The organism is Amycolatopsis sp. A1MSW2902, assembly GCF_017312175.1.
Taxonomy (GTDB): Bacteria; Actinomycetota; Actinomycetes; order Mycobacteriales; family Pseudonocardiaceae; genus Amycolatopsis; species Amycolatopsis nivea.
Genome location: NZ_QJPO01000001.1, coordinates 292,455 through 307,124 on the forward strand (window position 1 = coordinate 292,455; position 14,670 = coordinate 307,124).

Consider the following 14,670-nt stretch of genomic DNA (forward strand, 5'->3'; position numbering starts at 1 on the left):
AGAAAAGGTGGAGGATTTCCATGTTCGACGCGACTCCGCTGTCTTCCGGCTGCGCCCGCCTGTATCCGGACGTCCGGCACGCCTGTGTCGGAGTGAGCCCGTTCAACGGCTATTTCACCGCGGACCGGCTGACCCGGCTCGCCGCGTGGACCGCGGGCCGCTTCGCCGAGTTCTGCTTTTTCGTCCCGGACGAGGTCACCGCCTACACGCTCGAAGCGCTCGGATACCCGCCGGCCAGGGCGAAACAGAAAGCGCACCGGCAGTCCTGCCACGTGCACAACAAGATCGCCGCCGCACTGCGCGCGCTGGACGTGCCCGATCCGGAGAGCCGGATCCTCGGCATGGCCCGGCTGCGCGAACTGCCCGCCTATCGGCGACTGCTCGCGGCGGCGGAAAACCACTTCGAAACCGACAGCGCATTCCGGTCCGCCTGCTACGGCGCTTCCACCTGGGTGCTGCAGGGCCGGACCGGAAACGTGCCGGACGAGGGCGCGCTGCGGCTCGCGGTGCGCTACTTCCTCGCCGAACTCCCGTTGTTCGCCGGTTCCGGGCTGATCACCGGAAATCCGCGGTCGATGTTCGTCTACCACCAGCGGGTGCCGTTTCTGCGGAAGTTCTTCGACCGGGAATTCGCGTTCCGGCCCGAGCCGGGCCAGGGTTTCCTGGTCGTCGCCGAAGCCGCGCTGGAAGCGACCGGCCGATGAGCGACCGCCACGACGACTATTCGCTGACCCGCGTCCCGGACGCCGCCCGCCGGTCCTGGCCCTCGGTCGCGGTGCAGCGGTTCGGGCAGGTGTCCTCGTTCCAGCAGTTCATCGTCGGCGCGCTGCTGGGCTGGGGCATGACGTTCTGGAACGCGGTGCTGGCCATCACGATCGGTTCGGTGCTGCTGGAGGTCATCACCGTGCTGCTCGGCATCGCCGGGGTGCGGGAAGGACTGTCCACCTCGGTGCTGGCCCGCTGGGCCGGGTTCGGCCGGAAGGGGTCCGCGCTGGTCGGCCTGCTGGTGGCGGTCAGCCTCGCGGGCTGGTTCGGCGTGCAGAACGGGGTGTTCGCGCACGGGATGCACGCCCTCGGCGGCACGGTGCCGGAATGGGGCTGGGCGCTGGCCGGCGGCCTGGTGATCACCGTGATCACGGTCTACGGCTTCCGCCTGATGGCCTGGACCGCCTACCTGACCGTGCCCGCTTTCCTGCTGCTGGCCGGGTATTCGGTGCTCGACGCACTGCACACGCACTCGCTGGCGGACTTGATTTCCGCTCCCCCGCCGGGACCGCCGCTGTCGCTCGGCGCGGCGACCACGCTGGTGTCCGGGGCGTTCATCCTCGGCGCGCTGATGACCCCGGACATGACGCGGTTCAACCGCACCCGCGCCGACGTCGTCAAGCAGACCGTGCTCAGCGTGACGCTCGGCGAGTACCTGATCGGGCTGATCGGCGTGCTGCTCGCGCACGCCGCCGCGACCTCGGACGTCGTCGGCATCGTCACCTCCTCCTCGGGGCTGCTCGGCACCCTGGTGCTGGCCACCGCGATCCTCAAGATCAACGACTGGAACCTCTACTCCTCCTCGCTCGGCCTGGTCAACGTCGTGGACGTGCTGTTCGACCGGAAGGTCGGCCGGGTGCGCGTGGTCCTGGTGCTCGGGGTGTTCGGCACGGCGGCGTCCGCACTCGGGATCGCCGACCACTTCGCCGGGTTCCTGACCGCGGTCGGCGTGCTCGCCCCGCCGGTCGCCGGGGTGCTCATCGCGGAGTACTTCGTGCTTCGCCGGTGCCGTCCGGTTTTCGCCGCCCTGCGCCGGGGACAAGCGGTCGCCGGGCGCGACTGGGAGCTCGCGGCGCTGGTCAGCTGGGCGCTCGGGACGGCTTTCGCGCTCGTCTTCGATTTCGGGATTCCCACGATCAACTCGGTGGTCGTGGCAGTCGTCAGTCACCTCGCGGCGGGCCTGCTTGCCCGCCGCCGGAACCCGGGAGGAACCGGCATGCTGCCGCTGATCGGCCGCGAAGAGCTGAAAACCGCGATGGACGAGGGCACGGTGATCGTCGTCGACACCATGCCGCCCGACTACTACGCCCGCGAACACCTTCCCGGCGCCCGCAACATCCCGGGCTTCCCCTACGAGCAGGCCGCGGCGTTCACCGACGAGCACGCGCCGCGGGTGGTCCCGGACAAGACCGCGGCGATCGTCGTCTACTGCGCCAACACCCCTTGCCGCAACAGCGAATTCGTCGGAGCCCGGCTGCTCGAGCTCGGATACGCCGACATCCGCAAGTACCGCGAAGGAATCGAAGACTGGGTCGGCGCCGGCCACCCCACCGAAACCGGCCCCGCCCCCGAAGCCCCGGCGCGCCCGGCGCCGGTGCCCGTCACCCACCCCGAATAGAGGAGAGAACATGGGAACGAGAATCCGGATGTTCGCGGCCGTCGCGGCGATGACGGCGGGAGTCCTCGGCGGCGCCTCGGCGACGCCGGCGAGCGCCGCCCCGGCGTCCTACGTTTCGCTGGCCCCGCAGGACGAGACCGTCGTCGACGTCACCTCGGCCAACTACGACCAGGTGATGGAGATGTCCAAGACCAAGCCGGTCGTGCTGGACTTCTACGCCAGCTGGTGCGGTCCCTGCCAGAAAATGGCCCCGTACCTGGAGAAATACCACACGGCCGACGGCGGCAAGTGGATCTGGGCGAAGGTGGACCTGAGCGAACAGGGCCAGAACAAGGACATCGCCGACAAGTACGGCATCGAGTACATCCCCACGCTGATCGACATCTCCGCAGGACAGGAGAAGGGCAGCCGGGTGGTCGGCTTCGACGAGGGCAGCGGCCCGGACGACCTGCGCACCTGGCTGAACAACCTCTGACCGCGCCCGCCTCCGCCGGGATTCCCCGAGATCCCGGCGGAGGCTCCCCGAAGGGACGACCATGAAACGCACCCCGAAAGCCGTCGTGCTGGCGGCCCTGCTCTCGGTCGCGGCCGGCGTGCTGCCGGCGGCGGCCTCCGCCGCGCCGGACGACACCGCGGTGTACATCGTGCGGCTCAAGCCGATGGACAAAGACAAGGACAAGGTCACCGCCGCCGCGAACGCGCTGATCGCCAAGTACGGCGGCACGCTGCGCCGGGTCTACTACTCGGTGTCGCAGGCGTTTTCCCTTTCCGCGACCCGGGAACAGCACGACAAGTACCTCACCGACGCCGCGGTCACCACGGTCGGGGACAACCAGGTCTACACCGCGGCCGGGACCCAGGACGACCCGCCTTCGTGGGGACAGGACCGGATCGACCAGGCAGACCTCCCGCTCGACGGCAGCTACACCTACCCGAACACCGCGGCCAACGTGCACGTGTACGTGCTCGACACCGGGGTGCGCACGAGCCACCACGACTTCGGCGGACGCGCCCACGCCGCGTACGACGCGGTCGACCCCGACGCGGACCAGAGCGGAACGGACTGCAACGGCCACGGCACCCAGGTCGCAGCCGCCATCGCGGGCCGCCACTACGGTGTCGCGAAAGAGGCTTCGGTCGAATCGGTGCGCACCCTCGGCTGCGACGGCACGGGCACGTCGGAGGAGATTCTGTCCGCTTTGGACTGGGTGAACCTCAACGCACAGCGCCCGGCCGTGCTGAACCTCAGCTTCGCCGGTCCCAGCGGCACGGTCCTCGACATCCAGCTCTACAAGATGACCCAGAACGGCCTCGCCTACACCGTAGCCGCGGGCAACGGCACCGGCGGTGCCGGAGTGAACGCCTGCGACATCACGCCCGCCCGGCAGACCACCGGGATCACCGTGGGCGCCACCGATCAGGCCGACCACCGGGTGCCGTCCTCGAACTTCGGCAGCTGCGTGGACCTTTACGCACCAGGCAAGGACATTCCGACGGCGGGCAACACCGGCGATTGCGCGTCGAGCGTGGTTTCCGGCACGTCGATCGCCTCCGCGGAAGCGGCGGGGGTGGCGGCGATGTTCCTGTCGGCGCATCCGGACGCGACGCCGGACCAGGTGCTCAAGGGCATGACCGACGCGGCGACGAAGGACAAGGTCGTCGATCCGGGCGAGGGATCGCACAACCTGCTGCTGCACACGACGTAACCGCGCGCGGCCGGGCCGGTCGCCGCGACGCCACGCCCCCCACCTTGGACGTCGCGGCACCACCCGGCCGCTCCCCCGAAGGCCGCGCCCACAGCGCATAGCCGACTCGGCCGCCACAGTCCCCGGCCTCAGCCCCGGACCATGCAAGCCCGAGCACCCCGCAGCGCATAACCGACCCGGGTGCCACACTCCCCGGCCTCAACCCCGCACCACGCAACCCCGCACCGCATAACCAGCCGGGCCACCAAGCTCCCGCCCCGCACAACCGACGCGGCCGACCGCCACGACCCCAAGGACCCGCCATGGACGTCAGCGCGCCGCCCGCTCGCACCGCGCTTCCCCTGCCCGCTCTGCTGGCCTTGGCCGCGTCGGTGTTCCTCGGCTGCCTGACCGAGATCGTCCCGGCCGGGATCCTGCTCCCGGCCGCCGCCGATCTCGGCGTGTCCCCGGCCGCCGCGGGGCAGCTGGTCACCGTGTACGCGATCACCACCGCCCTCACCGCGCTGCCGTTGACCGCGGCGTCGGCCCGGATGCCCCGCCGGAAACTCCTGCTCCTGCTCGTCGCCGGGTTCGTCGCGACCAACCTGGCGATCGCGCTGTCCCCGTGGTTCGCGCTGGTGCTCGTGGCGCGAGTGGCTTCAGGAGCGCTCACCGGAATCCTGTGGTCCCTCGTGGCGAATTACGCCATGCGGCTCGTCCCCGCGGAACGGGCCGGTCGCGCGCTCGCCGTCGCGATGGCGGGCACCCCGGTCGCTTTCGCGTTCGGCGTCCCGGCCGGGGCCGCGCTCGGCGAACTCGTCGGCTGGCGCTGGGTGTTCGCCGGGATGGCCCTCGTCGCGGTGCCGCTGCTGTGGTGGATCGTGGCGGTGGTTCCGCCGCTGTCCGGCGAAGAACCGGGTGCCCGGACAAGTCTCCGCGCCGTGCTGCGCACGCCAGGACTGCGCCCCCTGTTGCTGCTTGTCATCGCGTTTTCCTTGGCGCACAACATGTTCTACACCTATCTCGGACCATTCTACGCCGCTCGCGGGCATCTCCCGTTGTTGAGCGCCGGGCTGTTGCTGTTCGGCACCGCGACGGTGGCCGGGCTGTGGCTGGTCGGGCTCGCCCTCGACCGGCATCCCCGCGCGGTGCTCACGTGCTGCGCCGCCGTCACCGCCTGCTGTTTCGGCATACTGGTCTTCGGCGGCCGCGAACCGGTACTGCTGCTCGTCGCGTGTGCGTTGTGGGGCTTGGCTTTCGGCGGCGCGCCGACGTCGTTCCAAGCGGTCACCGCGGTACTGGCCGGACGCCGGGCCGACATCGCGCAGTCGCTGACCATCGCCAGCTGGAACGGCGCGGTCGCGGGTGGCGCGCTGACCGGCGGAGTTCTGCTCGGCACAGGCGCGCTGCCGTGGACCGCGATCGCATTGATGGTCGTGCCGGTTTTCCTTTCCCGTTTCGCTCTCCCGGCACGGTGAACCTGCCCGCCATTCTGTGGAAAACTGTTTCACCCCACCCTTTCTGACCAGGGAGAACGTCGTCGTTCAGAATGACCGTTGAACGTCGTCGAACGTTCAGCGAGCACGATTCGCAGACCGCCGCCGCGGCTAGCCTTGGCCGGCTGTTTCTTCTCCGCTTCGCTTTGGAGGAATCGTGCTCCCTCGTTCCCTGTGGGCGAGACCGGCCGCCGCGGCAGCCGGTCTCGTCCTGACGGCCGCCCTGGCGATACCAGGTTCGGCCGCCGCCCAAGAGCCCCGGACGCCGCTGGCGCCCACCGGCTCCGCACCGGCCGGCGCGCAACGGCTCGGCGCCACCGATCCAGGCCGGGAGATCCCGATCGCGCTGTCGCTGCGGCCGCACGACGAAGCCGGGCTTGCCCAGTTCGTCGCCTCGGTCAGCGATCCGCGTTCGCCGGACTACCGGCATTTCCTGTCCAGTGCGGACTATTCGGCCCGCTACGCGCCGCGAGAGTCCGATGTGGACGCTGCGAAGGCGTACCTGGAGAAACAGGGCCTGCGGGTCACTGACGTCTCGGCCAACCGCCAGGTGGTCGACGCGGTCGGGACCGTCGGACAGGTCGAGACGGCGTTCGGCACCCAGCTCGGCGACTACGCCGACTCGGCCGGAAAGCATTTCTACGCCAGGGAATCCGCGCCGAGCGTGCCGTCTTCGGTCGCGAAGATCGTGCGCACGGTGACCGGTCTGACCAACCGGCCGATCGCGCACCGCGCCTCAGCTCCGGCCGGTCCAGGCGGCCCGGGCGGCGGCTACACCCCCGCCCAGTTCCGCACCGCCTACAGCATGAAGCAGCTTTCCGGCTCCTACGACGGATCCGGGCAGACGGTCGGGCTGATCGAGTTCGACTCGTTCAAGCAGTCCGACATCGACGCCTGGACGAACTACTTCAAGCAGCCCTCGGTCAAGCCCCAGGTGGTTCCGGTGGACGGCGGGGTTTCCCAGCCGGGCAGCGGACAGCTCGAGGTGACGCTGGACATCCAGGCGGTCGCGGCCACCGCGCCCGGCGCGAGCCAGATCGTCTATGAGGCACCGAACAGCGACAAAGCCTGGGTCGACGAGATGGCGAAAATCGCGAGCGACAACGCGATCACGATCCTGTCGGGCTCGTGGCTGCTCGGCGAGAAATGCGAGTCCGACCCGATCGCCGCCTCGCACGATTCCTACTCCCAGATGGTCGCGCAGGGCGTCACGCTGCTGTCGGCCTCCGGGGACTGGGGAGCCACCGGCTGCGGCTACAACGGCGACAACTCCACCGTGCAGGCCGACTACCCGGCCAGCGACCCGCTGTTCACCGGCGTCGGCGGCACGCAGCTGCGGACGAGCGACAGCGCGGGCACTTACCAGTCGGAATCGTGCTGGAACCAGGGCGGCACCGGCAACACCCGCTCCGGCGGCGGGTATTCGGCGGTCTACAGCAAGCCGGATTGGCAGCCGGGCAGCAGCAAATACCGTTCGGTGCCCGACGTCGCGCTCGACGCCGACTACGGAGCCGGCGCGCTTTCGGTGTACATGAACGGCGGCTGGCAGGACGTCGGCGGGACGAGCCTGTCCTCCCCGTTGTGGGCCGGATATCTCGCGATGGTCAACCAGAAAGCGAAAAGCGCGGGCAAGAGCAACCTCGGCGCCATCAACCCCACGGTGTACTCGATCGCGCAGTCCTCGCAGTACTCCTCGGCGTTCCACGACGTCGTCTCCGGCAACAACGGCACCTACGACGCGGGCACCGGCTACGACCTGTGCACCGGCTGGGGTTCCATGCAGGGCGACAACCTGGCAGACCCGCTGATCAACGGCGCGACGCCGCCCGCGGCCAACGACTTCTCCCTCGCCGCGGACCCGGCCTCGCTCAGCGTCGACCCGGGCAAGTCGGCGACCACGAAGATCACCACCAAGGTCGTCAAGGGCAGCGCGCAAAGCATCGCGTTGTCGGCGAGCGGGCTCCCGGCCGGTGTCACAGCAACATTCGACCCGTCTTCGGTAACCGCAGGCGGCACCTCCACCCTCACCCTAGCGGCATCCTCCTCGGCCTCACCCGGGCAGACAACCGTGACGGTGACCGGAAAAGCCACGGACGCCACGCACACGACCCCGGTCACGCTCACCGTCAACGGTTCCGGCCAAGGCGATTTCTCACTCAGCGTCGACCCGGCATCGGCGTCGGTCAACGCCGGGCAATCCGCCACCGCCACCGTCTCGACGACCGCGGTGAACGGCACCGCGCCGTCGGCGAGCCCGAGCGTGATCAACGGGCAGACGACCACCGTCGCCAAGTACCCGTTCATCATTTCCGAACACCGCACCGGCGGGGTGCGCCCGCAGGAGCAGTCCTGCACCGGCAGCGTGGTCGCCAAACGGGCGGTGCTGATCGCGGCGCACTGCAAGTTCGCCGACGGCGACCCGAAGTACCTCATCTACGGGCGGGACGACCTGAACGACACGAGCAAGGGCACCCGGATCGAGATCGCGGAATTCCGGATCCACCCGGACTACAGCCCGCAGAGCGACCAGGGCTGGCGCAACGGCAACGACGTCGCGATCATCTTCACCAAGACCGACATCCCCGTTCCGGCGGGCATGACCTACCCGAAGATCGCGTCCTCCGCCGACAATCTGCCGCTCGGCACCCAAGGCACGGCCATCGGCTACGGCAAGACCGACGCCAACGACGCCACCAAGAACACCAAGCTGCGCGAGGTCGTACTGCCCACAGTGGACGGTTCGAACTGCAGCACCATTGATTCGTCGGTGTTCAAGCCGGAATACATGTTCTGCGACGGCTACGGCGACGGCAGCAAGGGCCTGTGCCAAGGCGATTCGGGCGGGCCGTACTACTACAACGGCAAGATCTACGGCGTCTTCTCCTGGCTGCGCACCGACTGTGCGTCCTACAACGCGCACGGAAAGCTGTGGGGTTCGATGGGCGACTGGGCGAACCAGCAGATCGGCACCACTCCTCCGTCCGGCGGCGACATCGCGTTGTCCGCCAGCGGATTGCCCTCCGGGGCGAGCGCAACGTTCGATCCGGCGTCGGTCAACGCGGGCGGTTCGGCGAAGCTGACGATCGCCACCAGCGCCTCCACCCCGCAGGGGACGTACCAGGTGACGATCACCGGCAAGAACGCCACCGCGAGCCACGACACCACGTTCACGCTCACCGTGCAGGGCGGTTCGTCCGGTCCGGTCACCGTGGCCGACCCGGGCTTCCAGGCGGTGCCGCACGGTTCGCCGGTGCACCTGGCGATGCGCGCCTCCGGCGGCACCGGCAGCTACTCCTGGAGTGCCGCCGGACTGCCCTCGGGGCTGACCATCGACCGCGCCACCGGCGTGATCTCCGGAAACCCGCAGACCACCTCGGGTCTGCTGAACTCGACGATCACCGCCACCGACACGTCAGGCACGGCGGGAAAGGTGCAGGTCCCCTGGTTCGTCTACTGACCGGGTGCGCAGGGGCTTGACCGGCGGTTCCCGGAAAACCGCCGGTCAAGCCCATTCCCAGGACAGGCCCGCGATGCCCGGCCGGACGTCGGTCAGCACCAGGTGCGCGGTCCGGGAGGCCCCGATCCACAGCGGCGGACCGGGCCGCCGCGGCGCCTGCACGCTGTTCTGGCGGAACGGCACGCAGGTGGCGGGCGGGGCGCCGGCGAACTCCGCCTGCAGCAGGTATTGCCGCACCGGGCGGGTGAACCGGTGGTGGTAGAAGGTCAGTTCCGGGCCGGGCGGGTAGACCGCGGTGTACTCGAGCACGCTGCGCTCGCCCGTCGCGAGCCGCTGGTCCAGCAGCAGTTCGCAGACCGTCGCCCCGGCTTCGGCGTCGACCCGGATCCGGCCGGGTCGGCAGTACCGGACCTCGGCGGGCAGCGCCGGGGCGGACTGCTCGGCCCACAGGAACACCACGCACCGGTCGACCCGGTCGGCCATCGCCTCCACGACCAGCCGGGTGTGCACCCGGGTCAGCCGCCGATGCTCGTCCACCCGCAGGTGCTCGTGCACGTCGAGGCGGCGCACCAGGCTGTCCGGCGGCAGGTCCAGCTCCGCCAGCAGCGGCCGGTGGCCCGGCCACAGCCGTTTGCGGTCGATGGCCCCCGGTTCCGCCGCCGCTCCCCTGCCCCGCGGCCGGGGCGGGCCGAGCAGCGCGACCAGCGATTCCGGCGGCAGGCCGAGCACCGCCTCCAGCGCCCGCACCGCGCGCAGCGATTCGGCCCGTTCCGGACGGCTGCGGCCGTGGCGCCAGTAGCTCAGCGCCGCCCGGCTGACCCGCACGCCCCGCCCGGCGAGCCGCTGCCGGACCTGTTCGAGACTCAGTCCCCGGACGTTCAGCGCGTGGTCGAGGACCTGCGCGAACGTGCCGTGCCGCAGCAGGCTGCGCAACTGCCGGTCCACCGGAGCGATTTCGGCCATCGCCGCCCCCTTCGGCCGATCTTCGCTCCACTATCTGCCGCGGCGCCTGCCCTGTCCACCGACGTCGGAAGGGTTTGCGCGGCTTACCGGGTTTCCGCGGGGACGGTGCTCGTCGCGGCGGCGTGGCAGGCGCCGAAGCCCTCCGCCCGCAGCACAATCTGTCCATTGTGGACCCGGATCGCGGTCTCGGTCGCGTCGCTGACCGCCGAGACCCCGGCCGCGGCGGCCACCGCGCCGGTCTCGTCCACGATCACTCGCACGTCCGGCCACGCCGATCCCGGACACGACCGCTTCAGCAGGCCGCGCAGATCCGCCAGCACCAGATTGGTCAGCGGCACCAGCTCTCCCGGCTGACCCGTCACCACGACCAGCGTGACATTCTTGGCCGCACGCAAGGCTTCTTCCACCGCGGACAGCCGGTGCAGCCCGATCACCGCGACCACCCCGTCGCCGTCGATGCGGACCGAACGCTCGCGCAGGGCGTCGAAAACCTCCGGCGGGGCCCAGGTTTCCCCGACTGCTTTCGCTTGCGGCACGATCGGCGGCTCCGGCCAGGTGTCGGCAAGTCCCAGCGCGGGCAACGCTTCGCACGCACGCACGACGTTGAACGGCTCCCCGAAACCGGGTGCCGCGGCAGCGAGCTGACTCGCCCCGTGCAGCATCGTCAGCGCCGCTTCCGCCACCCGCACCAGCCGTCCGGACGAGGGTGAAAGGCGCTCCAGCACTAGGCCGAGCACGATCGCGTCGAACCGCAGCAACTGGGCGTACGGCCGGTGGGTGAGTTCGTCGGCGAGAATTTCCGGGAGCAGGTCGACGCCGAGACGCGCGTCCGGATCGGTGGCCAGCGGCAGCCGCGCGACCCACGCACGGGCGAACGCGCCGAGCGCTTCGGCGGGGGTCAGGCCCGGGTCCGGTTCAGGCGGCTGGGCGGCGAACCGTTCCGCTTCGGCGGCGAGCACGGCGAAGTAGAGCGCGCGCTTGCCGGGGAAGTTGGAGTAGACCGCGCCGCGGGTCAGCTCGGCGCGCTCGGCGATCACGTCGATCTTGGCGTCGCGGAAGCCGCGCTCGGTGAACTCCTCGCGGGCGGCGGCCAGCACTTTCGCCCGGTTGCGCTCCTGCGTCTGCGCCCTGGTCAGCCGCGCCATCGTGAGTCCTCCCGGTCCGCTTCCTTGCCAAGATACCGTCACCATTCATATGATGAGAGCATCTGAAATGACCATCTGGAGGTCGTCCTTGTCCCCCGCACCGCCCGTTCCCGAGCTCGACCTGACCGATCCGGCCGTCACGAGCGACCCGTTCACCGCCTACGGAGCCGCCCGGGAGCAGGGCCCGCTGGCCAAGCTCACCGGCCCCGGCTTCCCGCCGATGTGGGTCCTCACGCGGCACGCCGAAGCCCGCGCGATGCTCACCGACCAGCGGTTCGCCTTGAGCGAGGCCAGCTATCAGCGTCCGGACGTCCCCGAGCACTGCCGCCCCTACCTGCGGACCATGCAGGAAATGGAAGGCGCCGAACACGCCCGGCTGCGCCGTCTCGCCACGCCCGCGTTCGCCGCCCGCCGCGCGCTGGATTTCCGGCCGGAGATCGAGAAAATCGTGGCCCGCTACCTCGACGCATTGCCCGCGGACGGCCCGGTCGACCTGCTGGCCGAGTTCGCCCGGCCGCTGCCGATGGAGGTCATCTGCGCGCTGGTCGGCGTGCCGGAAGCCGAACGGCCGCGCTGGCACGAATACGGCGCCGCGGTCGTGCAGGTGTCCGGCGAGGGATTCGCGGCCGCCGTGCCCGGGATCATCGACAGCTCGCGAACGCTGGTCGCGCATCCGGACAGCGCGATGCTGACGCATCTGACGAGCGCGGGCCTGTCCGAAACGGAAGCCGTCGCGCTGGTCTGGCAGCTCGTGCTCGCCGGGCAGACCCCGGCGAATTTCATCGCCAACGCGGTGGAAACCCTGCTGTCGCACCCGGATCAGCTCGAAGTGCTGCGCCGGGAACCGGAACTGTGGCCGGGCGCGGTCGAGGAATTGATGCGCTGGTGCGGTTCGCAGCTGCTGACGATTCCCCGGCGGGCGACCGAGGACCTGGAATTGCACGGCGTGCAGATCCGCCAGGGCGAGCCGGTGACCGCGTCGATCGCGGCGGCGAACCGGGACCCGCGCGTCTTCTCCGACCCGGACCGCTTCGACGTCCGCCGCTCGGCAGGCGCACACCTCGGTTTCGCGCACGGGCCGCATTTCTGCCTAGGCGCGTCGTTCGCGAGGGTGCAGGCGGAGGTGGCGCTGACCGCGCTGCTGGACCGGTTCGCCGGGTTGCGTGTCCTCGAGGCGAAGCGGGTACCCGACCCCGGGACGTGGCGGCTAGCCGGATTGACCGTCGCCTGGTAGCGCCCTCGATCGGGTGAGGTCCCGGCGGTGCTGCCCTGGTCCGGCTACCGTTTTGCCAGGTCAGCACCACACCCCCGGGAGGCCCTCGATGTCCACGCCCATTCCGCCCGTCCTCGGCTTCGCGGTGCTCGACCCGCGGCGCGCGTGGCCGCTCGTGCTCACGCGCGGGATCCTGGGCGTCCTGTTCGGCGTGCTGGCGCTGGTGTGGCCGGGGATCACCGTGCTGGCGCTGGCTTTCCTGTTCGGGATCTACGTGCTCATCGACGCGGCCGGCGCGATCATGCAGGCGTTCCGGCCGGGCGACGGCGCGCACCGGATCGCGTACGCGGTGCTCGGCGTGCTGGGCCTGATCGCCGGGATCATGACGCTCGTGTGGCCCGGGGTGACCGTGCTGGTGCTGGCGACGCTCGTCGGGGCGTGGGCGGTCGTCACCGGGATCATGGAAATCGTCGCCGCGATCCGCTTGCGCAAGCAGATCACCGGCGAGGCGTTCCTGATCGCGGCGGGCGCGCTTTCGGTCATCGCCGGGGTGCTCGTGCTGTTCCACCCGATCGCGGGCGCGTTCGGCGTCGCGCTGCTGATCGGGATTTACGCGGTGATTTACGGGGTAACCCTGGTGGTCCTGTCGTTCCGGCTGCGCTCGCTGGCGAAATCCGCCGATCCGGCGGAACAGCCTCGGTAGGGCGACAATCGAAGCGACCGCATGCGCGAGGGAAGGACCGCCCGATGGTTCAGCAGTACCCCGGCAATTACGGGGAGGACACCCGGCCAGGCATCGACGCAGCGAGGTTGTGGGCAGGCGGCGTGGCCACCGCGGTGGTCGCGGCCCTCGTGGCGGTAGTGGGCCTGCTGATCGCGCGAGGCATCTTCGACGTGCCGGTCCTGGCCCCGAAGGGTGACGGCCTGTGGGGCAAGGCGAGCACGCCGACGTACGCGATCTCCGCCGCTGCCGTCGCCCTGCTGGCGACCGGACTGATGCACTTGCTGAGCGTGGCGACCCCGGCGCCGGGCCAGTTTTTCGGCTGGATCATGGTGCTGGTGACAGCCATCGCGGTGGTCCTGCCGCTCACCCTGACGGTGGGCCTGGAAGCGAAAATCGCGACGGCGGCGATCAACCTCGTGATCGGGCTGGTGATCGCTTCGCTGGTGAGCAGCATGGCGGCGAGTGCCCGGACGTTGCATCGGCGGAAGAAGAGCAGCCGGGCGGAGCAGCAGCCGCCGCCTCCTCCGCCTACGCGGCAGTGGCCGGAGGGGCCGACTTCGTATTACGACCGCTGACGTCCGGGACGGCGTGACCGGATCGCCGGGCCGTCCGCAACGCCGATCAGCCGACGCGGCTACCGCCGCCCCCGCGGCCGCAGCGCCTCCTCGATCGCGTCCAGCACCCGCGCGGCCAGATCAGGATCGGACAGCTCCGGCAGCAGCCGGTCCACCGGTGTGAGCGTCGTCAGCGCGTGCGCACAAGCCCGGTGCACGTCCAGCTGGTACAGCGGATCGTTCACCGGCCGCGCGACCAGCCCCCGCCGCACCGCCGCGAACAAGCCGGGCAGCGGCAGCAGCCGCGCGCTTCGTTCCGGTGCCGCCAGGGCGGATCCGCCCAGTTCACCGGCCGGGTCGGCCACCGCGGTCGCGTTCCGCGCGATCTCGGCGAGCGGGTACCCGGCCGCGTCGTCGCGCCGCCAGGCCAGTACCTCCCCGATCCCGGACGCGACCAGCAGCGGCACCAGCAACGGCATCGTGTCCGAGCCCGCCACCACGACTTTCGCGGCGAACGGCGCGACGTGCAGCCGCCGCGACCGGACCAGCACCGCGGCGGCCATGGCGATGGCCGCCGTCTCCTCCTCGGTGATCACCGGCAGCCCGCCGCCTGCGGCGACGTCCCGTTGCGCCGCACGGGCTTTCGCCGGGTCCGCCCCGGTCAGGTACACCGCTTCGACCGCGCCCGGCAAGGATCGCAGCGCGACCGACAGCTCGCCCGCGTTCCGCGACCGCACCGCGAACGCCGACGCCGGCACGCCGGTGTGCTCCCGGATCGCCTGCGCGTCGGCGCTCAGCAGCGCCAGCGGGGGTTCCGGTTCGCCAGGAGCGCTGTCCCCGACCACCGCTAGCCCGGTCACCGGCGGGTCTCGCCCGCGTCCGCGCCGTCGAGGTCGACCTCGTTGTGCCGCGCGATGTCCCGCAGCTCCGCCAGCCGTGCGCGGTGGGCGTCGGCGTCGTCCTCGCCCGCCGATTCCAAGGCCTGGCGCGCCGCCGCGACGCCCCGCTTCAGTTCCCTGACGAATTCACTCGGCATGCTGTCTCCGGTAG

General features: G+C 70.6%; 13 protein-coding genes. 9 read left to right on the forward strand and 4 right to left on the reverse strand.

The window, feature by feature from the left end; genetic code table 11:
- Nucleotides 1–20: 20 nt before the first annotated feature.
- The 6 genes from DMP23_RS01440 to DMP23_RS01465 all read left to right on the forward strand — a co-directional run bounded on the left by DMP23_RS01440 (nucleotide 21) and on the right by DMP23_RS01465 (nucleotide 9,021).
- Nucleotides 21–704 (forward strand): tRNA-dependent cyclodipeptide synthase, encoded by a 684-nt coding sequence (locus DMP23_RS01440; RefSeq protein ID WP_337819904.1) that lies wholly within the window; start codon nucleotides 21–23, stop codon nucleotides 702–704.
- The gene (locus DMP23_RS01445; protein WP_337819905.1) at nucleotides 701–2,383 is read left to right on the forward strand and encodes a cytosine permease; all 1,683 of its coding nucleotides are present in this window, start codon (nucleotides 701–703) and stop codon (nucleotides 2,381–2,383) included. The genes DMP23_RS01440 and DMP23_RS01445 overlap by 4 nt, the downstream gene beginning before the upstream one ends.
- 10 nt (nucleotides 2,384–2,393) lie before the next feature.
- Nucleotides 2,394–2,858, forward strand: coding sequence for a thioredoxin family protein (locus DMP23_RS01450; RefSeq protein WP_337819906.1), 465 nt, complete (start codon nucleotides 2,394–2,396; stop codon nucleotides 2,856–2,858).
- Nucleotides 2,859–2,919: 61 nt separating this feature from the next.
- Nucleotides 2,920–4,089, forward strand: a complete 1,170-nt coding sequence (locus tag DMP23_RS01455; RefSeq protein ID WP_134663443.1) for a S8 family peptidase — start codon at nucleotides 2,920–2,922, stop codon at nucleotides 4,087–4,089.
- A 302-nt stretch (nucleotides 4,090–4,391) separates the two neighbouring features.
- Nucleotides 4,392–5,546: an MFS transporter gene (locus DMP23_RS01460; protein ID WP_337819907.1), complete on the forward strand. Its 1,155-nt coding sequence runs from the start codon at nucleotides 4,392–4,394 to the stop codon at nucleotides 5,544–5,546.
- A gap of 175 nt (nucleotides 5,547–5,721) precedes the next feature.
- Complete coding sequence (locus DMP23_RS01465; RefSeq protein WP_337819908.1) at nucleotides 5,722–9,021, forward strand: protease pro-enzyme activation domain-containing protein; 3,300 nt, start codon at nucleotides 5,722–5,724, stop codon at nucleotides 9,019–9,021.
- A gap of 45 nt (nucleotides 9,022–9,066) precedes the next feature.
- Here the strand turns inward: DMP23_RS01465 and DMP23_RS01470 are convergent, their stop codons facing one another.
- Entirely contained in the window at nucleotides 9,067–9,984 is a 918-nt protein-coding gene (locus DMP23_RS01470) for an XRE family transcriptional regulator (RefSeq protein WP_337819909.1), read from the reverse strand.
- Between the two features lie 83 nt (nucleotides 9,985–10,067).
- Nucleotides 10,068–11,129 carry a TetR/AcrR family transcriptional regulator gene (locus DMP23_RS01475; RefSeq protein WP_337819910.1) on the reverse strand — a complete coding sequence of 354 codons (1,062 nt, stop codon included), beginning with the start codon at nucleotides 11,127–11,129 and terminating at the stop codon, nucleotides 10,068–10,070.
- Nucleotides 11,130–11,196: 67 nt separating this feature from the next.
- On the opposite strand from DMP23_RS01475, the gene DMP23_RS01480 reads away from it, so the two are divergent.
- From DMP23_RS01480 to DMP23_RS01490, 3 genes are all read left to right on the forward strand, one after another.
- Nucleotides 11,197–12,363, forward strand: coding sequence for a cytochrome P450 family protein (locus DMP23_RS01480; protein WP_337819911.1), 1,167 nt, complete (start codon nucleotides 11,197–11,199; stop codon nucleotides 12,361–12,363).
- Between the two features lie 88 nt (nucleotides 12,364–12,451).
- The gene (locus DMP23_RS01485) at nucleotides 12,452–13,045 is read left to right on the forward strand and encodes a DUF308 domain-containing protein (RefSeq protein WP_037818626.1); all 594 of its coding nucleotides are present in this window, start codon (nucleotides 12,452–12,454) and stop codon (nucleotides 13,043–13,045) included.
- A gap of 44 nt (nucleotides 13,046–13,089) precedes the next feature.
- Nucleotides 13,090–13,641: a DUF6069 family protein gene (locus DMP23_RS01490; protein ID WP_337819912.1), complete on the forward strand. Its 552-nt coding sequence runs from the start codon at nucleotides 13,090–13,092 to the stop codon at nucleotides 13,639–13,641.
- A 59-nt stretch (nucleotides 13,642–13,700) separates the two neighbouring features.
- Here DMP23_RS01490 and DMP23_RS01495 read toward each other — a convergent pair whose 3' ends face one another.
- Nucleotides 13,701–14,480: a hypothetical protein gene (locus DMP23_RS01495; protein ID WP_337819913.1), complete on the reverse strand. Its 780-nt coding sequence runs from the start codon at nucleotides 14,478–14,480 to the stop codon at nucleotides 13,701–13,703.
- Entirely contained in the window at nucleotides 14,477–14,656 is a 180-nt protein-coding gene (locus DMP23_RS01500; protein ID WP_337819914.1) for a hypothetical protein, read from the reverse strand. Before DMP23_RS01500 ends, DMP23_RS01495 begins: the two co-directional genes overlap by 4 nt.
- Nucleotides 14,657–14,670: the final 14 nt, after the last annotated feature.